Genomic DNA, 22,957 nt, shown 5'->3' on the forward strand with positions numbered 1-22,957 from the left:
TGGGTGCGCGGTCTTGCGTCGGGGAAGGATGCAGGCGGGTGGCAAGCGGTCATGCCTCGGTCATTCGTCAGCGTTCGGTTGCCGCCCGCGCCGGGAAATTCGCCACCACCATGCGGCGCGCGTCGTCCGCGACCACCGTCATCTTCACGCCCCGGCTGGCCAGCAGGAGGTAGGTGTCCGCCGACATCACCGCCAGCGCGGGCGGCCCCGCCTGCCAGCGGGCCGCGAACGCATCCAGCGTGGGGATCCATTTCCGCGGCTCCTGCTGCGTGCCGAAATCCAGCTCGTCGGCGCTGGCCACCATCACCAGCGGATGCCCCAGATAGAACGGCAGCGTATGGTCCAGCATGCGCACGCCATACAGCGGCATGTCGTCCTTGAGTACCGCCTTGATGGCCGGCACCATGCCCGCGCCGGAGGCCGGCCCGCCGATCGATTCGTGTCCGAGCAGCGCCCCGGTGAAACCCGTGAACAGCGTCAGCGCATAGACCGCGACGCTGGCCATCAGGCCGCGCGTGGCCAGCAGCCGGCAGGCCAGCCAGACACCGGCCAGCATCACCGCGAAGGCGATCGCGATCCATACCGCGTAGACGCGATAGTCGGCGTTGGGCGTATGGTTGGAATGCAGCGTGGCCACCACCGGGCTGGCCAGCAGCCCGAGCGCCATCACCACGAGCATGGCCTTGAGATAGCGCTGCCACGCCTGCTCCTGGATCCGCAGCAGCGCCACGCCGGCGAGCATGCCCAGCGCGGGGAAGACCGGCACGATGTAGCCCGGCAGCTTGGAGCCCGACAGGCTGAAGAACACGAAGATGGCGATGGCCCACACCGCCAGCAGCAGTGCCGGCTGGAACGGCCGGGTGCCGGTGGCGCGCGCGATGGCCATGTCGTCGCGCATCACGTTCCACATGCGCGGCAGCAGTCCCAGCCAGGGGATGAAGCCGGCCACCAGCAGCGGCACGAAATACCAGAGCGGGCCCTTGCGCGAGTGCACCGTGGAGGTGTAGCGCTGCCAGTGCTCGTGGATGAAGAAGAAATGGAGGAATTCGGGGTTGCGCTCCGACACCAGCCAGAACCACGGCACCGTGACGATCAGCATCAGCGCGATGCCGCTGGCCAGATGCAGCCGCTTCCACAGGCCGAAGTCGCGCGCGATCAGCGTGTAGATCACCAGCACCAGCCCCGGCAGGGCGATGCCCACCAGGCCCTTGGTCAGGATCGCCACGCCCATTGCCACCCAGCACGCCCACATCCAATAGGCGGCGCGCGGCCGGGGTGGCGGCCGGGTGCTGGGCCAGCAGCATGAACGCCAGCACGCAGGCCATCGCGCCGGACAGCGTCATGTCGAGCGAGTTGAAGTGCGAGGCCACGCTCCACATCGGCGCGGCGACGAGAACCAGCGCCGTCAGCACGCCGGCGCGGGCGCCGTACCAGCGCGCCGCGGCCAGCGCGGAAACGAGCAGCCCGGCCATGCCGGACAGCGCCACGCACAGCCGCGCCTGCCAGTCGCCCACGCCGAAGGCGCCATAGGCGAGCGCCGTCATCCACATGTGGAAGGGCGGCTTCTCGAAATACTTGAGCGCGTTGTAGCGGATCGTGACCCAGTCGCCGCTGGCGAACATCTCGCGCGAGATCTCGGCGTAGCGGCCTTCGTCGGAACTGAGCAGGTGCCTCAGGTCCAGCGTGCCGAACCACAGCAGCAGCACCAGCAGGCAGACCGGCAGCAGCACGGCGACAGGCACGTCGCCGTAGCTGCGCGCGGTCAGCCGCTGCATGAAACCCGCGGTTCGGTTGCGGAGCGCCATCGACATGATCCGCGGAGCGCAGGTCGGGCAGGTCCGTCGTCCAGTGGAAGGCATGGGCGTTCGTGATGGTTGAGCATGGGCCGGCGTGAAGCTGCTGCCGGCGGCCGCGGCGGTCGAAGGTGCCGATCCGTTCCGCGACCGATGGCCTTGCCGGCGACATGCCAGTCGGCGGCGGCACGCTGCATGGGATCGCAGGTCGGTCCGACTGGCACCAGCGTAGCGCGGGTTCCCTTAAGAAAGAATTAAGGCCGGCAAGGCAACGGCGAAGCGGCATCTGTGCCGCGGTGAAGGGCCTGTCCTTAATGCAGCCTTAAGTATGCGGCTGCTAGCATGCCCCGCATCGATCACCAGCATCCTCCTGAGGCAATATTCATGCGCGCACCGGAATCCAGCGGTGAGGCTGCAGCGGCAGCCGGCGGACTCGATCCGGAGGACTGGGCGGTCTGCCGGCGCCAGGGCCACAGGATGCTCGACGACATGTTCGACTATCTGCAGACCATCCGCGAGCGGCCGGTCTGGCAGCCGGCTCCGCCGGCGGTCCGGCAGCGCTTCACCGAAGCGCTGCCAGGGCGGCCGAGTTCGCTCGAAGCCGTGCACGATGATTTCATGCGGGACATCCTGCCCTACACCGTGGGCAATGCGCATCCCGGTTTCATGGGCTGGGTGCACGGCGGCGGCACGGTGGCCGGCATGCTGGCCGAAATGCTGGCGGGCGGGCTCAACGCCAACCTGGGCGGGCGCGACCATATCCCCATTGAGGTGGAACGCCAGGTGCTGCGCTGGGTGATCGAACTGTTCGATTTTCCGCAGGATGCCAGCGGCCTGTTCCTGACCGGCTCCTCGATGGCCAACATGATCGGCGTGCTGGTGGCGCGCACGCGCGCGCTCGGCACGGCGGTGCGCGCGCAAGGCACGGCGCGCATGCGGGCCGTGCCGGTGGCCTATGCCTCGACGCTGGCGCATGGCTGCATCGCCCAGGCAATGGACCTGGCGGGACTGGGGCGCGAGCAACTGCGCCCGATTGCCGTCGACGCGCAGGGCCGCATGCGGCTCGACGAACTGCGCGCGCGCATCGCCCAGGACCGCGCCCGCGGCTTCCAGCCTTTCCTGGTGGTGGGCACCGCCGGCACGGTGGATACCGGGGCCATCGACGACCTGGCCGGGCTCGCGCGCATCGCCGCGGGCGAGCGGCTGCACTTCCACGTCGACGGCGCGTTCGGCGCGCTGGCCATGCTGTCCCCCGAACTGGCCCCGCGCCTGGACGGCATCGCGCAGGCGGACTCGATCGCGTTCGATTTCCACAAATGGCTGCAGGTGCCCTACGACGCGGGCTTCGTCCTGGTGCGGGACCGGCAATTGCACCTGGACACCTTCTCCACGCAGCACGGCACCTACCTGAGCCGTGCCGGGCGGGGGCTGGCCGCCGGCTCGCCGTGGCCGAGCGACTTCGGGCCGGACCTGTCGCGCGGCTTTCGCGCGCTGAAGACCTGGTTCACCATCAAGGTCCACGGGACCCAGCGCCTGGGCGAGATGATCGCCGCCAGCTGCACGCTGGCCCGCGTGCTGGCCGCGCGCATCGGCGGCAATCCGGCGCTGGAGCTGCTGGCGCCGGTCGCGCTCAACATCGTCTGCTTCCGCTATGTCGGCCACGGCGACGGCCGCGTCGATGCCGGCCGCGTCGATGCCCTCAATCGCGCGCTGGTGGTGGCGGTGCAGGAGTCCGGCATTGCCGCGCCCTCCGCCACGGTGCTTGGCGGGCAGGCCGCCATCCGTGTCGCGCTGTTCAACCATCGCACGCGCGAGCAGGACATCGACGCCTTGCTGCGGGCGGTGCTTGCCTCCGGCGCGTCTCTTCAATCCGACGGCGGCATCGTCTGACCCATTGCGCGCCGCCCGTGCGGCAGGCTCGCCCAACCCAGGCTTCACCATGACAAGAACCACGTCCGCCGCGCCCACCGCGCATGCCTTCGTCGGCCTGCGCGAACTACTGCGCATGGCCCACCAGGGCGAAGACCTCCGGCCGCTGGCCGAGCAGCTGATCGAACATCTGGCCGCGAACCCGTCGGACGCCTATGCGCTGATGGACCTGTCGCTGATCCTGCAGATGACCGGCAAGCGCCCGCTGGCAATGGCGATGCAGGCCGAGGCGCTGCAGGTCCGCCGGCTTTTCCAGGCGCCGGCCGCGCCCGGCGTCAGGCCGCGGCTGCGCTTGCTGGCGCTGATGGTGCCCGGCGACCTGATGGCCAATGCGCCGCTGGAATGCCTGCTGCATGGCTCCGACATCGCGCTCGACATGCTCTACCTGCCCCCCGACCAGCCCTTGCCCGACGCCTTGCCCGACCATGACGTGCTGATCGTCGCGGCGGGCGAATCCGACCGGACCCGGGCGCTGCTGGACGCCCTGCGGGAAGCGCTGGCCGGCTGGCCGCGGCCCGTGCTCAACGCCCCCGAGCGCGTGCTGCAGTTGTCGCGCGACCGCGCCGCGCAGCTATTGTCGCCGCTGCCGGGCGTCAGCATGCCGCCGACGCGGCGGGCGCCGCGAGACGTGCTCGGCGCGATTGCGCGCGGCGAAGCCGAGGTCGCAGCGCATCTCGGCGCCGGCGGCTTTCCCATCCTGGTCAGGCCACTCGATTCGCATGCGGGGCGGGACCTGGCCAAGCTCGATACGCCGGCCGCGCTGGCCGCCTACCTGTCGGCGCACGACGACGAGGAATTCTTCATCTCCTGCTTCGTCGACTATCGCAATGCCGACGGGCTGTTCCGCAAATATCGCGTGGTGATGCTGGAGGGGCGCACCTACGTGTGCCACGTCGGCATCTCGGATCACTGGATGATCCACTACCTGAACGCCGGCATGACCGACAGCGCCGACAAGCGCGCCGAAGAAGCCGACATCATGCAGCGGTTCGACGAGACGTTCGCGGTTCGCCACCGCGATGCGCTGGAGCGCATCCAGGCCTGCCTGGGGCTGGACTACTTCGGGCTGGATTGCGCCGAGACGCCCGGCGGCGACCTGCTGATATTCGAGGCGGACACCTGCATGGTCGTGCACGACCTCGATCCCGCCGACGTGTTTCCCTACAAGCAGCCGCAGATGCGCAAGGTATTCGCCGCCTTCCGGACGCTGCTGCTGAATGCGGCCACGGATTCGCAGAGGGCGCGTGGCGCGGGCGACGATGCGCGCGAGTCCATACCGGGCGGCACGCCGGCACGGTAGGCCTATTCCTCGGCGCGGGCAGCGGGATCGGGCTTGTTGCCGATGCCTCCTGGGAGATGCAGACAAAGGGCACGGAGCGCGCGGAAATCCCGCTCGCAATGGCGGGGTTTTCTGCTATACTCCGCGCTCCTTTGCGCCTGGGACTCAAGTCGCCGAGGCCCGCGGACAGTCGATCCGCGGCCCGTTGGTCCGCGTCCCGGCCGGGTGTCAAAGACGCGGGAGTAGCTCAGTTGGTAGAGCGCAACCTTGCCAAGGTTGAGGTCGCGAGTTCGAGACTCGTCTCCCGCTCCAGCACGACAGCAGCAGCATCGCCCATGTGGCTCAGTGGTAGAGCACTCCCTTGGTAAGGGAGAGGTCGGCAGTTCGATCCTGCCCATGGGCACCACTTCCCCTTCGGTTTTTCCCATCGCCTGCCGCCGCATGATGCGGCGCACGTTCCCGTTGCTGTGGCATTCGCCCGGCCCGTCGCCGGGTAGCTCCTTGTCAGCACTTCCCGGAAGACCCCGTCAATCGCAGATGATCGCGGTGATGAACGGCGCCGCGTGCTCGGCCCGCGCCTTGCTGCCCGAGGTGGCCAGCGTCTTGGTGATGGCTTCGGTGCTGCCGACCACGGCGACGCCGTGGAGCGGCTTGTCCAGCGGCGTGCCCTTGCCGGCCTTGAACAGCGCGTCGCCGGGCTGGTAGCCGAATACGGCGAACACGCTGCGGCCGAGCACGGTCATGCCGGCGTCGCTCTTGGGCCAGAAGGCGTTGACCGAGTTGTCTTCCACCCGCATGGGGCTGGTCTCGATCAGGCGCTGCTGCTGCAGGCCGGCGATGAACTGGTGAGCGGATTCGCCGCAGGCCAGCAGGGAGTCGAACGAGGCGGCGCTGCCCAGTGCCGGCATGGTGGCCAGCAGCGCCGCGAATAGCGGATGTCTCATGATGGCCATTACTTTACCTCGCCTTGCGCGATGGCGTCCGCGCGGGCGGCCGGCCCCGGGGCATCGCGTGGTCTCGGGGGCGGTCAGGCGGATGGTGCGGCCGGTCCAGGCGGCTACCGCACACAACCCGGGGGGCGCGGCCGGCGTCGGCCGATGCGAACCGCCGGACCTCGGTAGAATCGATCCACCTCACAAGCGCGGCGGCCCCGGTGCCGGACCGCCCGCGGCATCCAAGGAGCCAGACAAGATGAGCAGCGAGAAAACCGCCGCCCCGGCCAGCCCCGCGTCCCCCGCATCCTCCGCCCCGGCGGACGGCAGGCCCGTCCTCGAATACCCCTGCGGCGACGCGCCCGCGCCCGGCACCGTGCGCGAGATCGTGCCGGGCCTGCTGTGGCTCCGCATGCCGATGCCGTTCGCGCTGAGCCACATCAACCTGTGGGCGGTGCGCGACGGCGGTGGCTGGGCGGCTTTCGACGCGGGCCTGCAGACCAGCGAGACCACCACCGCCTGGCGCGATCTGTTCGCCGGCGGCGGCGCGCTGGCCGACGGGCTGACCCGGCTGTTCGTCACCCACATGCACCCGGACCATATCGGCATGGCCGGCTGGCTGACCCGCAAGTTCGGCTGCCGGCTGTGGATGACGCGGCTGGAATACCTGAACTGCCGCGTGCTGGCGGCGGACACCGGGCGCGAGGCGCCGGAAGACGGCGTGCGCTTCTACCGCCGCGCGGGCTGGGACGACAACGCCATCGAGGCCTACCGCGCGCGCTTCGGCGGCTTCGGCAAGTTCGTGCACGCGCTGCCGGACAGCTACCGCCGCCTGCGCGACGGCGAGCTGCTGCAGATCGGCGCGCATCAATGGCGCGTGGTGGTAGGCAACGGCCATTCGCCGGAGCATGCCTGCTTCTACAGCGAGGCGCTGAAGATCCTCATCAGCGGCGACCAGATCCTGCCGCGCATCTCGTCCAACGTGTCGGTGTTCCCGACCGAGCCCGATGCCGACCCGATGGGCGACTGGCTGGCCTCGCTGGCCAAGCTGCGGCGCGAGGTGCCGGACGACGTGCTGGTGCTGCCGGCCCACAACGAGCCGTTCCGCGGCCTGCATGCGCGCATCGGCCACCTGGAGCGCAGCCAGCACGCGGCGCTGGACCGGCTGCGCCAGGCGCTGGGCGCGCCGAAGCGGGCGGTGGATGTGTTCGGCGAGCTGTTCTCGCGGCCCATCGGCGCCGAGCCGGGGCTGCTGGGCATGGCCACCGGCGAGAGCATCGCGCACCTGAACTACCTGCTGCACCGGGGCGAAGCCGTCATGGAGACGGACGACGACGGCATCGCCTGGTATCGCGCCGCCTGACGCGGCCCGCCGCTACCAGACCGGCGCCGTGGGCAGGTGCCAGTCGTTCCAGACCGCCAGCAGCCGCAGCACGAAGCAGGCTCCGCCGCCGGCCACCGCGGCCGCCACCGGCGGCAGGCCGAGCGCGCGCGTGCTCACCGCCACCGTCGCGCCGAGCCAGGCCGCGGTGGCGTAGATGTCCGCGTGCAGCACCACGGGCACCCGCGCCAGCAGCATGTCGCGCACCACGCCGCCGCCCACGCCGGTGACGGCGCCCATCAGGGTGGCGATGAACGGGCGCACGCCGTAGAGGCGGGCCTTCTGCGCGCCGGCCACGGCGAACAGCGACAGGCCGGCCGCGTCCAGCATCGTCGGCAGCATGCCGGCGAAATCGCGCGCGGCGGCATGGAAGACGAAGGCCGCCGCCCCGGTCAGCATGGCCAGCGCCGGATAGCGCCAGTCGCGGATCGCGTTGGGCGGGGCCGCGCCGATCAGCAGGTCGCGGATGATGCCGCCGCCCACCGCGGTGATCAGCGACACCACCATCACGCCGAGCAGGTCCAGTCCGTGCTGCATTCCGGTGATCGCGCCTTCCAGCGCAAATACGGCAGTCCCGGCCAGGTCGGCTGCCAGTACGACGACTTCGGCTTTTGTTCTCATTGAGGGCGTTTGGCTAAGTTTGCGCCCAGAGCATACTGGCCGGCGCGCCGGCGCGCCAGTGCATGAGTGTGGCGCGGCCGCAATTCCCGGAGACAGGGGCGCCGCGCCGCGCGCGGGGCCGGGTACTGGTGGCCGGCTAGCGCAGCCCCAGCGCCCAGTCCACCGCCGCATCGAACAGCTGGCGGCCCGGCGCGGCGAGGTTGGCGAAGGTATCGTTGCCGAGGAAGAACATCACGCGCCGCGCGGGCGCCAGCGCTTCGTAGTCCATCGTGGCGCCTTTCTCGTAGGCGAAGATGGCGGCCTTGTCGGGCTGGCCGTACAGCGTGGCGATGATGCTGGCGCCCAGGCCGGGCTTGCCCCAGCTCATGGCGGCCTGCCGCTCGTAGACGTTGGCCACGCCGGCGGGCAGCCCGGCCGAGAGCGGATGGGGCGCGTTGACCAGCCACAGGTAGCGTTCCTTGGGCGCTTCGCCGAAATCGGTGTCGTGCCGCTTGCCGGTCATGGCGAGGTCGTCGAGCAGGTCGTTCTCCCAGGTCAGCAGTGGCCGGGGCAGCGCGCGCCAGCCAGCGGCGACGTTCTTGGCGGCGATGGTGGACGACATCACCACGAGGTCGGCGCCGAGCGCGGCGTCGGCGGGCTGGTCCTGCGCCAGCAGGCTGACCGCGTAGCCGCGCGCTTCCAGGTGCGCCTTGATCTTGAGGTCCACCGGCAGGTCCGGGCCGCCGGCCTGGACGACCAGCGCGATCTTCCGGCCGTGTCCCGCCGGCTCGGCGGCGTGCGCGCCGCCGATCATGCTGCAGGCAAGCAGCAGCAGGCCGGCAAGGCGCGCGGCGAACGCGCGGCGGCGCGGGTTTGCGGCAACGCCGTGGCGCGGCGCGCGGCTGGCGCCTCGCTGGAGGTCGTGCGTGTTCATGGGTTTCCTCGTTCCTCAGAATTCCAGCGTGGTCAGCAGGGAAACCTGGCGCGCGTCGCCGATCGCCACGAAGTAGCGGTTGGCGCTGGACGGGTAGTAGGTGCGGTTGAACAGGTTCTTGACGTTGAGCTGGAAGCGCAGCTTCTGCGTGGCGCCGACCTTGGTCTCGTAGGTGGCGAAGGCATCCGCCACCACGTAGGCGGGCAGCGCGAAGCTGTTGGCCGAGTCGCCCGGGCGCCGGCCCACGTAGCGCCCGGCCGCGCCCAGGCGCAGCCGGTCGGCGCCGAAGATCTGGCCGAAGTCGTAGACCGCCGCCAGCGAGCCGGTCTGCTGCGCCACGTTCCACAGCCGCATGCCGGCGTAGAGCGGGTCCTCGGTGGTCTTGGCGTCGATGAACGCATAGCTGCCGATCACGCTCCAGCGGTTGCCGATCTGGCCCGCCACGTCCAGCTCGATGCCGCGCGAGCGCGCCCGGCCGGAGGTGCGCCAGTCGGTCAGCTTGGTGGCGTCGTTGTACTGGGACACCAGCACGTTCTTCTTGTCGATGTTGAAGAACGCGAGGTTGGCGGTCAGCCCGCCGGTGAAATCCAGCTTGGTGCCGAGCTCCCACGATTTCGCTTCTTCCGGCAGCACCGAGGAATCGATCACCACGCCCGTGCTCAGCGGCGCGATGGTGGAGGTCGGCTTGAGCGACTGCGTGTAGCTGCCGTACAGCGAGACCGCCTCGGACCACTTGTAGACCAGGCCCGCGCGCGGCAGCCACTTGTTGCCGTCGAGGTCGGTGTTGGTCACGAACGGCCGCCCGCGCCCGGCCACCTGGCTGTACGACAGGAAGCGCACGCCGCCGACCAGGATCCACTTGTCGGTCAGGTGCAGGCTGTCCTGCAGGAACACCGAGGTGTCGTGCAGGGTGTCGGTCTGGTCGCTGTCGCTGGGCGACACGGTGCTCGACGCCGGCTCCAGCCCGTAGACGGGGTTGAGGTAGCTGAACTTCGACGTGGTGGCCTGGCGCAGCAGGTCGGCGCGGTAGATGCGGCGGTATTCGCTGTCCACGCCGACCTGCAGGTCGTTGCGCATGCCGGCCACCTGGAAGCGGCCGTCGAGGTAGCCGATGGCGTAGCTGTCGGTGCTCAGCGCGCCGTGGGTGGCGTCGTTGCTGCGCGTGAGGATGCCGGTGGTGGTGTTGACGCCGGCCACGCGCAGCTGGCCCGCGTCGTAGGTCTCGCGGTTGTAGCTGTAGCCGAAGTGTCCTTTCCAGTCGGCGTTGAACTGGTGGTCCGCCACCAGCTGGACCAGGTGGGACTGGCCGTCCATGCTGTTGACGGGCTCGTCCAGGCGGCGCCGGCTGGGAATCGCCAGCGGCTCGTTGGTGCGCGGGTCGAGCGCGGTGCCGCGGTCGAACGGATAGAGGAACTTGCGGTATTCGTAGGACAGCACCACCTGCGTGTCCTTGCCGTACCAGGCCAGCGACGGTGCCACCAGCGTCTCGCGGTGCTCGCCGAAGTTGCGCCAGTACTGCTCGTCCACCTGGTCCACCACGAGGCGGTAGGCCAGGCCGGAAGTGCCGATCGGGCCGGTGGTGTCGAGCGTGCCGCCGGCGCCGTTCTTGCCGTGGCCGTAGGTGGTGCCGAGCACGGAGATGGCGTTGTACTGCTGCAGCATGGGCCGCTTGCTGACGATGTCGATGACGCCGCCGGGGTCCATGATGCCGTACAGCAACGAGGACGGGCCCTTGAGCACCTCCACGTTGTCGGCCGCCGCGTTGAGCCCGCGGCCCTGGATCAGCGGCATGCCGTTGTGCATCACCGAGCCGTCTCGGTTGCCGCCGAAGCCGCGCTTGAGGATGGTGTCCTGGGTGCCGGCCAGCGTGTTGCCCTGGGTGATGCCGCTGATGTTGCCGAGCGCGTCGTCGAGGTTGCGCGGGCGCTGGTCGCGCAGCACCTGCGCCGGCACGATGTTGACCACCTGCGGGATGTCGAGCAGCGGCGTGTCCGAGCGCGTGACGACCGCGTTGGGCGGCGGGCGGTAGCTTTCCTCGCGCGCGGCGTTGGCCTGCACCACCACGGGCGGCAGCGCCGCCTCGCCCGGCGCCAGCGGCGGCACGGCGGCGGCCGGCTCGACGCGCCGGACCAGCGCGTAGCCGCCGTAGCCCTGCGCCACCGCGGCCAGGCCGGTGCCCTGGAGCAGCGCGCCCAGCGCTTCCGGCACGCCGTATTGCCCGCGCAGCCCCTTGCTTTGCAGGCCGGCGGCGATCTCCGGCGGGAACGACAGCAGGATGCCGGCTTCGCGGCCGAAGCGGTTGAGCGCGCCTTCCAGCGGGCCGGCCGGGATGTCATAGGCCCTGGCCGGCGAAGGCTGCGACGCGGGCGCGTCGGCGGCGGTGGCGGCGCCGGGCGCGAGGGCCGCCACGCCCAGCCCCAGCGCCGCCACGGCATGGCCCAGCGCCGCCACCAGCGGGCGGCGCGCGGTGGGCAGCCGGCGCGGGGCGGGGCCGTGCGGCGTGGCTGGAGAGCCCTCGTTGGCGCGGAGGGCGCGTGCGGCGATGCGGTGATGTTCCATGATCGGTGACTCGGAGGAGGTTCGGAGATGTGGTGCGCTTATCTCTTATGTCCCGCGAGAATCGGAAACAGACCACCTCGGGCGCAAAAAAAATCGCAGGCGGCTTTCGTGCGTGCGTGCCGGCTGGCCGCGGCCGGCGGCGGACTAGCCGGCCGGCTGCACTGTCACCCAGTAGCGGGTCAGGAAGTGGATCTGCACCGGCAGCGTGGTCCGCAGCGCATCGAGGATGCGGTCGGTATCGGCCAGCGGGAAGGTGCCGGACACCTGCAGCGCGGCGATCGCCGGATCGCAGCGCAGGCGGCCCGGGCGGTGGCGGCTGACTTCGGCGAGGAACCCGTCGAGGCGCATCCGGGTCGCGACCAGCATGTCGTCGACCCAGGCCGCGTCCGTCTCGCTGGCCGCGCCGATGTCGCCGATGGCGGTGCGCGTGAAGCGGGCCTGCTCGCCGGCGCGCAGCGTGCGCGCCAGTCCGTGGCCGTCGCGCGGGCGCACGTCGACCGCGCCTTCGAACACGCCGACCTGGCTTGCGTCCGGCAGGCGCCGCGCGGTGAAGCGCGTGCCGAGCGGCCGCAGCTCGCCCTGCTCGGTTTCCACCACGAAGGGCCGCGGCGCGGCGCCGTCCTTGCCGGTCACGATCATGATCTCGCCGCCGACCAGCCGCACCCGGCGCTCGGCGGCGGTAAAGCGCACGTCGATGGCGCTGTCCGTGTTGAGCGACACCACGGTGCCGTCGGCCAGCATGAGGCTGCGCCGCTCGCCGACCGCGGTGCGCTCGTCGGCCAGCCACTCGCGCCAGGGCGCGCGTTCTTCCGCGGTCCAGGCGATGCCGCCGGCGAACAGCAGCAGGGCCAGCGTCTTGACCGCCTGGCGGCGGCCGGCCGAGCGCGGCGGCAGCAGCGCCGCGCGCGCGACGGCGGCGGCCCCGGGCGAGGCGAACTGCCGCAACTGCGCGTTGACCGCTTCGATGCGCGCCCAGGCGCGGGCGTGGTCCGGGTGCGCCGCGCGCCAGCGTTCCCAGGCCTGCCGCGTGGCCGGCGAGGTGTCCTTTTCCTGCAGCAGGAGCAGCCATTCGACCGCGCGCGCGGCCACTTCGGGCGGGATGCCGGGTACTGTTTGCGCGCTCATGAATGCTTACTCCGGCGCGACGGCGAAATAGCACTGCGTGGCGGCACGCACGAGATAGCGCTTGACCGTGGTGACGGACACGCGCAACTGCGCGGCGATGTCCGCCTGCTCCATGCCGTCCAGTTGCGACAGCAGGAACGCGCGCTTGACCGCCGTCGGCAGGCCCGACAGCAGGCGGTCGATCTCGAACAGGGTTTCCAGCAGCATGGCGCGCTCCTCGGGCGAGGCCGCCATCGGCTCCGGCATGTGCGCGAGCGCATCGAGGTAGGCGTGCTCGAGCTGCTCGCGCCGGCGGTGGTTGGACAGGACGCGCTGCGCGACGGTGGTGAGAAACGCGCGCGGCTCCTCGATGCCGAGCGTGTCCTCGCGCGCCAGCAGGCGCAGGAAGGTGTCGTGGGCGAGGTCGGCCGCGCGATGCGTGCAGCCGAGCTTGCCGCGCAGCCAACGGCACAGCCAACCGTGATGGTCGGTGTAGAGCGCAAGCAATTCGCGCTGTGGTGCGGATTCCGCGGCCGGCATGGCAGTCCTTCCCGATCATACGGTGCGCAGCACCGGTCATGGCCAAAAAATGAGAACGATTCTCATTATATCAAAGCCGGAGACCGGGCGGTTGCGCGGACGCGCGTGTCGGGGATTGCCGCAACATCGCCGGGGCGCGGCGACCGCCGCAAGCGAGGCAAGCCGGGCGGGTGGGGCGGGCGATCAGTCGTGAGCCTGTAAATTCACTTCCGCCTGAATAAAGATAATAACCGGCGTATTTTTCAGCGCATCTTTTGACCAAGGTCAATACACGCAAGCTAAATGATAAATCATCCTCCATTAAGGAAAAATTAAGGCCGGACCAGAGTAATCCGATGCCGCTCGGCATTGCGGATGTCTTGATCCGGGAAAACACCTGTTGGCGATAAGAAAAATGACGGAGAAACCTCCCGCGGGATACGCGGGAGCGGCAGGGAATCAACGAAGACTGGCTTGAGCAAAGGGATTACGGGATGCTGGTAGAACCGGCAGGACGACGCACAAGTTTCTTTGTTATTAAGAAGAGGCATTTGAAGTCAGGCCAGATTGATTCAAGACAAGGGCCGCGAAATTAATCGGCACGGTACCGGGTGACGCGCCGCCACAACACATTTACCTGAGCGCCTCAGATATATGTGGGGACCCCCCTGTTCATTCCCGAAAGTCCGCTTCTATAATCCGCTAAACACGAATCATTCTGATTCGTAAATTTCATACCGAACGATCCATCCATCTCGGCAGCGTCTCGCACGCCACAAGACAATGACTATCAAAGAGGGCCCTGAGCGGCGTCATCGGAGGGGAGGGCGGCGCGGCCTGTTGGCCGCGGTCCTGCTTGGCATGTGGCTGGCGGGCTGCGGCGGAGGCGGCGACGACGGCTCGTCCGGCAACAGCGCCGCCACGGCGCCGGTTGCCGGTTCGCTGTCGGTGATGGCGCGGGTCGGGGAAAAGATCTTCTCCGACACCGCGCTGTCGGCCTCGGGCCGACAGTCGTGCGCGACGTGCCACGTGGAAAGCCGGGGCTACGCCGCCGACGACGGCCTCGCGGTGCCGCTGGGCGGCCCGAACATGGACCTGCCGGGCCTGCGCAACGCGCCTTCGCTGACCTACATGCAGTTCACGCCGGCCTTCAGCTTCCAGCCCGACGGCACGCCGGTGGGCGGCTTCTTCCGCGACGGGCGCGCGGCGTCGATCGCCGACCAGGCAGAGCAGCCGTTCATCACGCCGTTCGAGATGGCCAACGCCTCGGCGGACGAGGTGCTGGCGCGGCTGCTGACGCGGCCCTACATCAGCGATTTCAAGGCGGTATTCGGCGAGAGTTCGGTGACGGACGCGACCACGGCCCTGCACAACATCGGCCAGGCGCTGGCGCAGTACCAGAAGGAAGATCCGTCGTTCCACCGCTTCTCCAGCAAGTACGACGCCTACCTGAACGGCACGGCCCAGCTCACGCCGCAGGAGCTCAACGGGCTGGCGCTGTTCAACAACCCGGCCAAGGGCAATTGCACGGCCTGCCACGTGTCCACGCCGACCGCCACCACGCCGGCGCTGTTCACCGACTTCACCTACGACAACGTCGGCATCCCGCGCAACTGGAAGATCGCGGCCAACGTCGACGGCAACACGCTCGGCTACGTGCCGCGGAACGGCGCGGCGCTCGGCGATCCCGGCCACGACTATTACGACCTGGGCCTGTGCGGGCCGCTGCGCGCGGAGTTCGCCGGCCGCACCAGCTTGTGCGGGGCCTTCAAGGTGCCGACGCTGCGCAACATCGCGCTGACCGCGCCGTATTTCCACAACGGCGTGTTCGACACGCTGGAAGAAGCGGTGGCGTGGTACATCACGCGCGACACCGATCCCGCGCGCTGGTACCGCAAGGCCGACGGCACGCCCGACATCCTCTACAACGACCTGCCGGTCGCCTATGCCGGCAACGTCAACGTGTCCGAGGTTCCCTACATTCCCTCGCTGGCGCCGAACCTGAGCGACGGCGAGATCGCCGACCTGGTGCGCTTCCTGTGCACGCTGACCGACGGCTTTGACGCGGCCAATCCGTCCGCCTACCAGCCGCCCGCGCAGTGCCAGTCCACCGCGGCCAGCGTGGCCGCCACGCGCGCCGGCGGCGCGGCCGCGCCCGCCGCCGTCACCAACACCGTCACCGTAGCCACTGTCGCCAAGAACAGGAAATAGCCCGGAACGAGCCAGGAAAAACAGGGAGGAAATGCAATGAAGAGGACCATGATTGCCGCGGCGGCGCTCGCCGTGGCGGGGACACCTGCGCTTGCCGCGCCGCCGAGCGCCAGTCCGGCGGTGGTGCAGCAGCTGGAGAAGAAGATCGACGACATGGCCGGCCAGCTCGATGCGCTCAAGGCCGAGCTCAGGGCCATGAAGGAGCAGAACACCGCGATGGCCACGCAGCAGCAGGCGCAGGCCCGCCAGCAGGCCGACCAGACCGCGCAGGTCGCGCAGCTGCAGGCGTCGCAGGAAACCCTGCAGCAGGCGGCGGCCAAGCCTTCGCCGCTGGACAACCTGAGCCTGTTCGGCTACGGCGAAATCGGCTATTCGCGGCCCAGCCGCAACACCAACGACACGCGCGCCGACCTCGGGCGCGCGGTGTTCGGCTTCGGCTACCGCTTCGACGACAAGACGCGCTTCGCCTCCGAGTTCGAGGTGGAGCACGCCATCGCCTCGTCGTCCGATGCCGGCGAGTTCGAGGTGGAGCAGTTCTACGTCGACCACATGTTCACCGACAAGGTGGGCGTGACCGCCGGCGTGTTCCTGATGCCGGTCGGCCTCATCAACGAGCACCACGAGCCCACCGCCTACTACGGCGTCTACCGCAACTTCATCGAGACCCTGATCATTCCCAGCACGTGGCGCGAGGGCGGCTTCGCGCTGCACGGCAACACCGACATCGGGCTGGACTGGAACGTGGGCCTGACCACCGGCCTGGACCTGTCCAAGTGGAACTTCACGCCCGAGACGCCGCTGTACGGCTCGGCGCTGGAGCTGCAGAACAACGGCTCGGCGCCGTTCCAGGCCACCCACCAGGAAATGTCGCTGGCCAACGCCAAGAACGCCTCGCAGTACCTGTCGCTGAACTACCGCGGCGTGCCGGGGCTGCTGCTGGGCGGCTCGGTCTTCACCGGCAACGCCAATCCGGCCGCGGGCGCGGGCAGCCAGCGCTCGACCCTGTGGGAAACCCACGCGCGCTGGACGCCGGGCAAGTGGGACCTGTCGGCGCTCTACGCGCAGGGCTACATCAGCAACACCGCCAAGGTCAACGCGCAGTTCCCGGGCACCGCCAACCCGATGCCGGCCTCGTTCTACGGCTGGTACCTGCAGGCCGCCTACAGCGTGTGGCAGCATGGCAGCTATCGCGCGGTGCCGTTCGCGCGCTTCGAGCGGTACAACATGGGCGCGCGCTACGAGGGCCTGGCGCCGGGCTTCCCGGCGGTGCCGTCGCAGCCGGTCACGGCCAGCGGCGCGGTGTTCCCCAAGCCTTACGATACGGTCTGGACGGCGGGCCTGAACTTCTACCTGAACCCGAACGTCGTGTTCAAGGTCGATTACCAGCGCTTCCGCGTCAACCGCGACTTCAGCCGCTTCGACCTCGGGCTGGGGATCTATTTCTAGTGTCATGACATGCGGCCGCGGCGCGCCGCGGCCGGAGGAAGCTTCGATGCACTACCGCTCTGTTCCCAGCGTCTTGATCTGTGCCGCGGCGGCGGCGTCCGCCGGGCTCGTCACGACCCGCGCCTATGCCGCCGACTACATGAGCGTGGCCGAAAGCCAGAAGCTGATGTTCGCCGACGCGACCGAGTTCGCGCCGGTCGTGGTGGCGCTCAATCCGGAGCAGCTCCGGCAGCTCGCGGAGCGCGCCGGCGGGCCGCCGCGCCCGGGCGCGTGGCGCATCTGGCAGGCGCGCCAGGGCGCCAGCGTGCTCGGCTACGTGGTGGCCGACGCGGTGATCGGCAAGTTCGAGCTGATCAACTACGCGGTGGCACTGAGCCCGGCCGGCGAGATCCGCGACGTGGAGATCCTGGCCTACCGCGAGAGCCACGGCTACGAAGTCCGCAACAAGCCGTGGCGCAGCCAGTTCACCGGCAAGTCCGCGCAGGCGAAGCTGCGCGTCGGCGAGGACATCGACAACATCAGCGGCGCCACGCTGTCGTGCACGCACATCACCGACGGCATCCGGCGCATTGCCGTGATGGCGCAGATGGCGCTGGCGAAAGGCTGACCGCGCCGTGAGCCTTGCCACGCAGACCGCACAGGCCACGCCGGCCGCGCCGTGCCGCCGCGCGCGCCCGCTGCTGGGCACGCTGGTGGAGATACGGGCGAGCGGCCCCGCCGCGGCGCAGGCGGTGCGCGCGGGCTTCGCCGAGGTCGGCAGGATCCACGGCCTGATGAACCGCCATGCCGCCGGCAGCGACATCGGCCGCTTCAACCGGGCGGCGCCGGGTGAGATGCTCGCGGTGGATGCGCACACGCTGGCCGTGCTCGCCGCCGCGGCCCGCCTGCAGGCCGAGAGCGAGGGGGCCTTCGACTGCGTGTTCGACTGCGCGCTCGATGGCGCGTCCGGCGGCGCGCATGGCCCGGCCTGGGCGATCGAGGGCGCCATGCTGCGCAAGCTGCGGCCGGCGCGCCTCGATCTCGGCGGCATCGCCAAGGGCTACGCGGTGGATTGCGCGGTCCGCGCCATGCTCGGCTTCGACATCGACGACGTGCTGGTCAACGCGGGCGGCGACATGCGCCACGCCGGCCGCGCGCCGGCCGCCGTGGCCTTGCGCGAGCCGGGCGCGCCGGCGCGCGTGGCGTTGCGCTGGCACCTGGACAACGCGGCGCTGGCCGGCTCCAGCGCGGGCGGCCTCGGCCTGTCCGCGGCGCCGCGCATCGCAGACCGGCGCGCGCCGTCGGCGCTGCCGGCGGGCGCCGGCGCCAGCGTGCTGGCGCCTTCGTGCATGCTTGCCGACGTCCTGACCAAGGTGGTATTGGTGTGCGGCGCGCCCGATCATCCGCTGCTGGCGCGCTACGGCGCCCGCGCGCTGCTCTATCGCGACGGCCGCGGCGGCAGCCCCGGCAACTAGCCTATCCAACCCGACCTCGTCCGATGTACCAGCCCCATGTTCCCGCCCGCCGGCGCCGCGCCGCGCGCCTCGGCCCGCACCGGCGCCTGGCCCTGTACGCCACGTTCGCGCTGCTGCTGCTCACCGGCCTGGCGTGGCTGCTGGCGCGCTGGCTCGAACTCGAGCCGGAGACCTTGGCGCCGTGGCAGGCGTGGAGCATGAAGCTGCACGGCGCGGCGGCGATGTACGCCACCTTCCTGCTTGGCATCGTCTGGTCGGCGCATATCCGCATGTGCTGGATCCAGCGGCAGAACCGCCTCGCCGGCGGGCTGTTCGCGGCGGTGGTCGGCTTGCTGGTGGCGACCGGCTTCGGCCTGTACTACTTCAACGGCGAGGCGCTGCGCGGCGCGACCGAATGGCTGCACTGGGGCGGCGGCCTCGCCGTCGGCGCGCTGTTCTGGCTGCACCTGGCGCGAGGGCGCCGGCAGGCCGCCGGCCACGACTGAGGCGGGCGGCTACGCCTGCTTCACGCACGCCGCGCATCTGCCGACCAGCGCGCTGCGCACCAGCGCCGGGCGCAATCCGCGCGCTGCCAGGCGGGCTTCCTGCATCGCCAGCAGCGTGGCGTCGAAGACCTCCTCGAAGCGGCCGCAGGCGGTGCAGAAGAAATGCTCGTGGACCGGCTGGTCCGCCAGTTCGTAGTAGTGAGACAGGGTATGGTCGCCGCCGGGCACCGAGACGCGCCAGAGCAGCCCGCATTCGGTGAGCTCGTAGAGCGCCGCGCGGAACGTGGAGAGCGCCATCCGGTAGGGCGATGCCATCATCAGCCGGCACAGGCCGTCCGCGGTCACGTGGCGGGACGGCGCCTCGCCGAGCACCAGCAGCACCGCGACCCTGCCCGGCGACACCGCGACGCCGCGCGCGGCGAGCGCCTGCGCGGCCTGGCGGCCGGGCTCTCCCCACACGGCTTCGGGCGTGCCGTCCTTCGCGCCGGGGCGCGCGGCGGCGGGCCGGGGAGCGAAGCGGCGATCGGTTCTGGTGGACATCGGCAACCGCGCGGCGCGCTACAGGAAGCGCGCCGCGAAGGGTGGCACGGACGACGGCGCGGCCCCGGCGGCGCGGACGATGGCGCCGCACCGGGCTGGTCGGGAAGGCATGGCAAGGCAGAGGCGGGATGCACCAGTCATGAAGCTCGGACTCACGGAGGATGGCCGGCGGGACCGGCCGGTAGGCAGCGTCCGACAGGCCGGCGAGGGCCGCGAACGGAGTCAGAGCAGGCTAATGTGGATCATGCGCAAGCTCAATGCGCGCAGCGGCCGGGAGCGAAAAGGCGGGACATATGCCCCGCCCGTCCGGGCCCTTTGCCGCGCCGCCACGGGCATCGCGGGCGGTGCCGCAGGCCCGCGGGACAAATGTCCCGTGCCGCCGGAAGCGGCCATCCGCGCGGCTGCGGCGGCGGTCCGCGCCCGCGCGGCGCGCTGGCGGGCCGGCTTTTCCCACTAACGAGAATCAGTTACATTTAAAGCCCAGTCGGACCTCGCACGGATGGTGCCGAGGAGCTTGTCCCAGGAATCTCACTACATGTCACCCAGGCTTTTGCTGTTGCTCGCTTTCTTCCCCGCTTATCAGATATGGGATCTGAGCCAGATCTACCGCAACGTCGGCGTGCACTACCACCTGCTGGCGGAGACGGCCGCGACCATCGCGTTCGTGGCGATCCTGCTGGTCTTCATCCGCGAGCGGCAGCGGGTGGCGCGCGATTTCGCCGAGCTGCGCAACGCGGTGCGGGCCGGCGAGCGCGCCATGATGGAGCGCGACGCCGCCGCCCGGCAGAGCACGCGGCATTTCCTCGATCACATGCAGGAGCAGTTCGACGCCTGGAAGCTGACCCCGGCCGAGAAGGACGTGGCCCTGCTGCTGGTCAAGGGGCTTTCGCTGGAAGAGATCGCCGCGCTGCGCGAGAGCCGCGCCAAGACGGTGCGCCAGCATGCCGCCAACGTCTACGCCAAGGCGCGGCTCGAAGGGCGCCACCAGCTTGCCGCGTACTTCCTCGAGGACCTGATGGCGCCCACGCCCGCCTCCGGGAACTGAGCGCGCCGCGCGGCGCGTCAGCCGCGCGCGTCCTCCGCGGCGATCTCCTGCAGGTCCAAGTCGCGCTCGAGCACTTCCAGCACGTGGTCGTGGATCTGGCCCAGGCGATGCAGGCGCAGCAGTTCCGCGCGCCCCGCGGCGATGGCGGCCAGCACCACGCGGTAGTGCTCGGCGGCCACGCCGGCGCGCGAGGCCGTGTCGGCGCTGTAGCGCGCGGTGATGTCGGCGCGGTAGCGGTATTGCTCCAGCAGGCGCGGGTGGATCAGCGCGCCGCCGGCGTCGTAGGCCAGCGCTTCCACCGCCTTGAACTGGGCGGCCTCCAGGTGCGCCCACACCTGCGACTCGGTGAGGTGGGCCGGGTTGGTTTCCTCGGCGTCGCCCAGGCGCAGCGCGCGGATCAGCAGGCCGAGCGTGGAGCCCTGCAGCAGCACCGTCACCAGGATTACCGCGAAGGCCGCCGCCAGGATCAGGTCGCGGCCCGGGATCGATTCCGGCACCGACAAGGCGATCGCCAGCGTCACCACGCCGCGCATGCCGGCCCAGGACAGCACGGCCGAGCCGGCCGCCGAATGCGGCCGCGCGGCGCGCCCGGCTAGCCGCGCGCAGGCGGCGCGCAGCCAGCCGGTGGCGAAGATCCACACGAAGCGCGACACCACCACCGCGGCGACCACCGCCGCCACCGGCAGCGCCAGCGTGTCGAACGCATGCGCCGCGCCGCCCAGGCGCGCCAGCACGCCGCGCAGCGACAGCCCCATCAGGATGAACACCAGCGCCTCCAGCAGGAACACCATCACCTGCCAGAACGCCGTGCCCTTGGCGCGGATGCGCGCGGACAGCACCTCGTGCTGGCGCCAGCCCATGATCAGGCCGCAGGTCACGGTGGAGATCACGCCGGACACGTGCATCGATTCGCCGACCGTGTAGCTCAGCCACGGCGACAGCAGCGAGGCGGCGATCACGAGGTGGTCCACCCCCAGCGTGCGCTGCAGCGTGACCATCACCGCGCCGATGAAGCCGCCCACCACCACGCCGCCCAGCCCGAGCACGGCGAACGAGGCCGAGGCCTGCCACAGGCTGAAGGCGCCGGTCAGCGCCGCGGCGATGGCGAAGCGGAACAGCACCAGCCCGGCGGCGTCGTTGAGCAGGCTCTCGCCTTCGAGCAGCGCCATCAGCCGGCGCGGCAGGCTCACGCGCTCCAGCACGGCCTTGGCCGCCACCGCGTCGGGCGGCGACACCACCGCGCCGAGCGCGAAGCAGGCCGCCCACGGCAGCGCCGGCAGCAGCCAGTGCGTGACCACGCCCACCGCCAGCGTGGTGAAGGCCACCGCGCCGATGGCCAGCCACAGGATGCCGCCCAGGTTGCGTCTGAAGTCTTCCCACACCGTGAAGTAGGCGCCGTCGAGCAGCAGCGGGGGCAGGAAGATGATGAGGATGAGCTCGGGGTCGAACTCCAGCTGCGGCACGCCCGGCAGGAAGGCGATCGCCATGCCGCCGGCCAGCAGCGCCGCCGCGGGCGGCAGGTGCAGGCGCCGGGCCAGCAGCTCCAGCCCGATGATGACGCCGACCAGTACCAGGATGAACTCGAACGCCGATGCCGTGGACACGATGGGGGTTCCTCGCAAGGTGGCTGCGCCAGCCTGCAATACTACAGGCGCCGGCCCGCGCGATGCCGGCCGCGCCCGCAGGAACCGCCCGCCGCCCGCCGGCTCAGTCCTCGGCGACGAAGCCGGTGGCCTCCACGATCGGCTTCCACGCGGCGCGCTCGACCTGGATGCGGTGGCGCGCGTCCTGCCCCGGCTTCGGCGCGACTTCCAGCCCCAGCGCTTCGAGCTTGGCGGCGGTGGCGGCGTTGCCCGAGGCGGCGATGAACATCTTCTCCACCCTGGCCACCACGTCCGGCGGCGTGCCGGCCGGCAGGAAGGCGCCGTACCAGCTGGTGGCGTACTCGTACTGGCCGAAGCCCTGCTCCTTGAGCGTGGGCACCTCGGGCAGCGCCTTGGCGCGGTGCGTGCCGCTCACGCCCAGGAACTGGAGCTTGCCGGCCTTGTACAGCGTCATCATGCTGGCCACCGCGTCCCAGCCGATCGAAACGTTGCCGCTGATCACGTCCACCAGCATCGGCGAGGCGCCGCGGTAGGCCGCCGGCGTGATGGCGACGCCGGCCGACTTGCCCAGCGCCACGGTGCCGAGGTGGCCGGCGCTGCCGATGGTGGCCAGGCCCAGGCTGGCGCCGGCCGGATTGCGGCGCGCCCACTCCACGTATTCCTTCATGTTCTTGTACGGCTGCTGCGCGCCGGCGGCCACCACGGTCGGCACGTCGGTCAGCACGGCGGCGGGCACGAGGTCCTTGTCGGCGTCGTAGCCGAGCTTCCTGTACGTGAGCGGGAAGATGGTGAACAGCGGCGACGGCCCGATGAAGACGGTCTTGCCGTCGGGCTTCGCGCGCTTGACGTAGTCCAGCGCCAGCCGCGCCGAGGCGCCCGGGCGGTTTTCCACGATCACCGTGCCTTGCCCGTCCTGGCGCAGTTGCTCGGCATAGAGCCGCGCCAGGCTGTCGGCCGCGCCGCCGGGCGCGTAGCCGACGACGATGCGCATCGGCTCGCCGCCGTCCGCGGCGTGCGCCGGCCGGGGCAGGGCGAGCACGGCGGCGGCGCAGGCCGGCAGCGCCAGGAGGTGGAGCGTGAGTTTGCGGCGGGAGGCTTGGATCATGGCGCGGGCGGGGTCAGGTCGTTCGGGGGGGGGGAAG

At 70.5% G+C, this 22,957-nt stretch carries 18 protein-coding genes, 2 tRNA genes and 1 pseudogene; 11 read left to right on the forward strand and 10 right to left on the reverse strand.

Annotation, left to right across the window (positions count from 1 at the left end):
* Nucleotides 1–67 precede the first annotated feature (67 nt).
* Nucleotides 68–1,775 (reverse strand): annotated as a pseudogene (locus KF708C_RS30190) (glycosyltransferase family 39 protein).
* A 402-nt stretch (nt 1,776–2,177) separates the two neighbouring features.
* On the opposite strand from KF708C_RS30190, the gene KF708C_RS30195 reads away from it, so the two are divergent.
* The 4 genes from KF708C_RS30195 (at nt 2,178) to KF708C_RS30210 (ending at nt 5,407) form a co-directional block, all read left to right on the forward strand.
* Entirely contained in the window at nt 2,178–3,683 is a 1,506-nt protein-coding gene (locus tag KF708C_RS30195) for a pyridoxal phosphate-dependent decarboxylase family protein (protein WP_082080115.1), read from the forward strand.
* 49 nt (nt 3,684–3,732) lie between these two features.
* The gene (locus KF708C_RS30200; protein WP_059415280.1) at nt 3,733–5,022 is read left to right on the forward strand and encodes an ATP-grasp domain-containing protein; all 1,290 of its coding nucleotides are present in this window, start codon (nt 3,733–3,735) and stop codon (nt 5,020–5,022) included.
* Between the two features lie 215 nt (nt 5,023–5,237).
* Nucleotides 5,238–5,313: transfer RNA gene (locus KF708C_RS30205), tRNA-Gly, on the forward strand.
* Nucleotides 5,314–5,332: 19 nt separating this feature from the next.
* Nucleotides 5,333–5,407 (forward strand) — tRNA-Thr (locus tag KF708C_RS30210).
* 121 nt (nt 5,408–5,528) lie between these two features.
* On the opposite strand, the gene KF708C_RS30215 is transcribed toward KF708C_RS30210, so the two are convergent.
* On the reverse strand, nt 5,529–5,945 hold the full coding sequence (locus KF708C_RS30215; RefSeq protein ID WP_156174022.1) for a hypothetical protein: 417 nt from the start codon (nt 5,943–5,945) through the stop codon (nt 5,529–5,531).
* Nucleotides 5,946–6,192: 247 nt separating this feature from the next.
* On the opposite strand from KF708C_RS30215, the gene KF708C_RS30220 reads away from it, so the two are divergent.
* A complete protein-coding gene (locus KF708C_RS30220) occupies nt 6,193–7,296 on the forward strand; it encodes an MBL fold metallo-hydrolase (RefSeq protein ID WP_059415284.1) in 1,104 nt (367 codons plus the stop codon).
* Between the two features lie 12 nt (nt 7,297–7,308).
* Here KF708C_RS30220 and KF708C_RS30225 read toward each other — a convergent pair whose 3' ends face one another.
* The 5 genes from KF708C_RS30225 to KF708C_RS30245 all read right to left on the reverse strand — a co-directional run bounded on the left by KF708C_RS30225 (nt 7,309) and on the right by KF708C_RS30245 (nt 13,051).
* Nucleotides 7,309–7,935: a trimeric intracellular cation channel family protein gene (locus KF708C_RS30225; RefSeq protein ID WP_059415286.1), complete on the reverse strand. Its 627-nt coding sequence runs from the start codon at nt 7,933–7,935 to the stop codon at nt 7,309–7,311.
* Nucleotides 7,936–8,071: 136 nt separating this feature from the next.
* Nucleotides 8,072–8,848: a hypothetical protein gene (locus KF708C_RS30230; RefSeq protein ID WP_059415288.1), complete on the reverse strand. Its 777-nt coding sequence runs from the start codon at nt 8,846–8,848 to the stop codon at nt 8,072–8,074.
* A gap of 15 nt (nt 8,849–8,863) precedes the next feature.
* The gene (locus KF708C_RS30235) at nt 8,864–11,407 is read right to left on the reverse strand and encodes a TonB-dependent siderophore receptor (protein ID WP_156174023.1); all 2,544 of its coding nucleotides are present in this window, start codon (nt 11,405–11,407) and stop codon (nt 8,864–8,866) included.
* A 144-nt stretch (nt 11,408–11,551) separates the two neighbouring features.
* The gene (locus tag KF708C_RS30240; RefSeq protein WP_029044108.1) at nt 11,552–12,532 is read right to left on the reverse strand and encodes a FecR domain-containing protein; all 981 of its coding nucleotides are present in this window, start codon (nt 12,530–12,532) and stop codon (nt 11,552–11,554) included.
* A gap of 6 nt (nt 12,533–12,538) precedes the next feature.
* Entirely contained in the window at nt 12,539–13,051 is a 513-nt protein-coding gene (locus tag KF708C_RS30245) for a sigma-70 family RNA polymerase sigma factor (RefSeq protein ID WP_020205328.1), read from the reverse strand.
* Between the two features lie 819 nt (nt 13,052–13,870).
* Between KF708C_RS30245 and KF708C_RS30250 the strand changes: the two genes are divergently transcribed.
* Genes KF708C_RS30250 through KF708C_RS30270 form a run of 5 tightly spaced genes read left to right on the forward strand, consistent with a single transcriptional unit; the run spans nt 13,871 to nt 18,626 of the window.
* Complete coding sequence (locus tag KF708C_RS30250) at nt 13,871–15,241, forward strand: cytochrome-c peroxidase (RefSeq protein WP_156174024.1); 1,371 nt, start codon at nt 13,871–13,873, stop codon at nt 15,239–15,241.
* A gap of 36 nt (nt 15,242–15,277) precedes the next feature.
* Nucleotides 15,278–16,687, forward strand: coding sequence for a porin (locus KF708C_RS30255; protein WP_020423913.1), 1,410 nt, complete (start codon nt 15,278–15,280; stop codon nt 16,685–16,687).
* 46 nt (nt 16,688–16,733) lie between these two features.
* On the forward strand, nt 16,734–17,294 hold the full coding sequence (locus tag KF708C_RS30260) for an FMN-binding protein (RefSeq protein WP_029044107.1): 561 nt from the start codon (nt 16,734–16,736) through the stop codon (nt 17,292–17,294).
* 7 nt (nt 17,295–17,301) lie between these two features.
* Nucleotides 17,302–18,141 carry an FAD:protein FMN transferase gene (locus tag KF708C_RS30265; protein ID WP_059415292.1) on the forward strand — a complete coding sequence of 280 codons (840 nt, stop codon included), beginning with the start codon at nt 17,302–17,304 and terminating at the stop codon, nt 18,139–18,141.
* Between the two features lie 23 nt (nt 18,142–18,164).
* Entirely contained in the window at nt 18,165–18,626 is a 462-nt protein-coding gene (locus tag KF708C_RS30270) for a hypothetical protein (protein ID WP_059415295.1), read from the forward strand.
* A gap of 9 nt (nt 18,627–18,635) precedes the next feature.
* Here the strand turns inward: KF708C_RS30270 and KF708C_RS30275 are convergent, their stop codons facing one another.
* Nucleotides 18,636–19,166: a Fur family transcriptional regulator gene (locus KF708C_RS30275; RefSeq protein WP_020205322.1), complete on the reverse strand. Its 531-nt coding sequence runs from the start codon at nt 19,164–19,166 to the stop codon at nt 18,636–18,638.
* Between the two features lie 535 nt (nt 19,167–19,701).
* Between KF708C_RS30275 and KF708C_RS30280 the strand changes: the two genes are divergently transcribed.
* A complete protein-coding gene (locus KF708C_RS30280) occupies nt 19,702–20,211 on the forward strand; it encodes a helix-turn-helix transcriptional regulator (RefSeq protein WP_043367104.1) in 510 nt (169 codons plus the stop codon).
* Between the two features lie 17 nt (nt 20,212–20,228).
* Here the strand turns inward: KF708C_RS30280 and KF708C_RS30285 are convergent, their stop codons facing one another.
* Nucleotides 20,229–21,815, reverse strand: coding sequence for a Na+/H+ antiporter (locus KF708C_RS30285; RefSeq protein ID WP_059415302.1), 1,587 nt, complete (start codon nt 21,813–21,815; stop codon nt 20,229–20,231).
* Between the two features lie 103 nt (nt 21,816–21,918).
* Nucleotides 21,919–22,920, reverse strand: coding sequence for a tripartite tricarboxylate transporter substrate-binding protein (locus KF708C_RS30290; RefSeq protein WP_020205319.1), 1,002 nt, complete (start codon nt 22,918–22,920; stop codon nt 21,919–21,921).
* Nucleotides 22,921–22,957 lie beyond the last annotated feature (37 nt).

It is taken from the genome of Cupriavidus basilensis (assembly GCF_000876015.1).
In the GTDB taxonomy this organism is placed as follows: Bacteria; Pseudomonadota; Gammaproteobacteria; order Burkholderiales; family Burkholderiaceae; genus Cupriavidus; species Cupriavidus basilensis_B.

What these genes read in the sequence shown, in the direction of transcription:
- KF708C_RS30195 (WP_082080115.1), top strand. Translation starts at nt 2,178, where the DNA reads ATGCGCGCACCGGAATCCAGCGGTGAGGCTGCAGCGGCAGCCGGCGGA.
- KF708C_RS30200 (WP_059415280.1), top strand. Translation starts at nt 3,733, where the DNA reads ATGACAAGAACCACGTCCGCCGCGCCCACCGCGCATGCCTTCGTCGGC.
- KF708C_RS30215 (WP_156174022.1), bottom strand. Translation starts at nt 5,945, where the DNA reads ATGAGACATCCGCTATTCGCGGCGCTGCTGGCCACCATGCCGGCACTG.
- KF708C_RS30220 (WP_059415284.1), top strand. Translation starts at nt 6,193, where the DNA reads ATGAGCAGCGAGAAAACCGCCGCCCCGGCCAGCCCCGCGTCCCCCGCA.
- KF708C_RS30225 (WP_059415286.1), bottom strand. Translation starts at nt 7,935, where the DNA reads ATGAGAACAAAAGCCGAAGTCGTCGTACTGGCAGCCGACCTGGCCGGG.
- KF708C_RS30230 (WP_059415288.1), bottom strand. Translation starts at nt 8,848, where the DNA reads ATGAACACGCACGACCTCCAGCGAGGCGCCAGCCGCGCGCCGCGCCAC.
- KF708C_RS30235 (WP_156174023.1), bottom strand. Translation starts at nt 11,407, where the DNA reads ATGGAACATCACCGCATCGCCGCACGCGCCCTCCGCGCCAACGAGGGC.
- KF708C_RS30240 (WP_029044108.1), bottom strand. Translation starts at nt 12,532, where the DNA reads ATGAGCGCGCAAACAGTACCCGGCATCCCGCCCGAAGTGGCCGCGCGC.
- KF708C_RS30245 (WP_020205328.1), bottom strand. Translation starts at nt 13,051, where the DNA reads ATGCCGGCCGCGGAATCCGCACCACAGCGCGAATTGCTTGCGCTCTAC.
- KF708C_RS30255 (WP_020423913.1), top strand. Translation starts at nt 15,278, where the DNA reads ATGAAGAGGACCATGATTGCCGCGGCGGCGCTCGCCGTGGCGGGGACA.
- KF708C_RS30260 (WP_029044107.1), top strand. Translation starts at nt 16,734, where the DNA reads ATGCACTACCGCTCTGTTCCCAGCGTCTTGATCTGTGCCGCGGCGGCG.
- KF708C_RS30270 (WP_059415295.1), top strand. Translation starts at nt 18,165, where the DNA reads ATGTACCAGCCCCATGTTCCCGCCCGCCGGCGCCGCGCCGCGCGCCTC.
- KF708C_RS30275 (WP_020205322.1), bottom strand. Translation starts at nt 19,166, where the DNA reads ATGTCCACCAGAACCGATCGCCGCTTCGCTCCCCGGCCCGCCGCCGCG.
- KF708C_RS30280 (WP_043367104.1), top strand. Translation starts at nt 19,702, where the DNA reads ATGTCACCCAGGCTTTTGCTGTTGCTCGCTTTCTTCCCCGCTTATCAG.
- KF708C_RS30290 (WP_020205319.1), bottom strand. Translation starts at nt 22,920, where the DNA reads ATGATCCAAGCCTCCCGCCGCAAACTCACGCTCCACCTCCTGGCGCTG.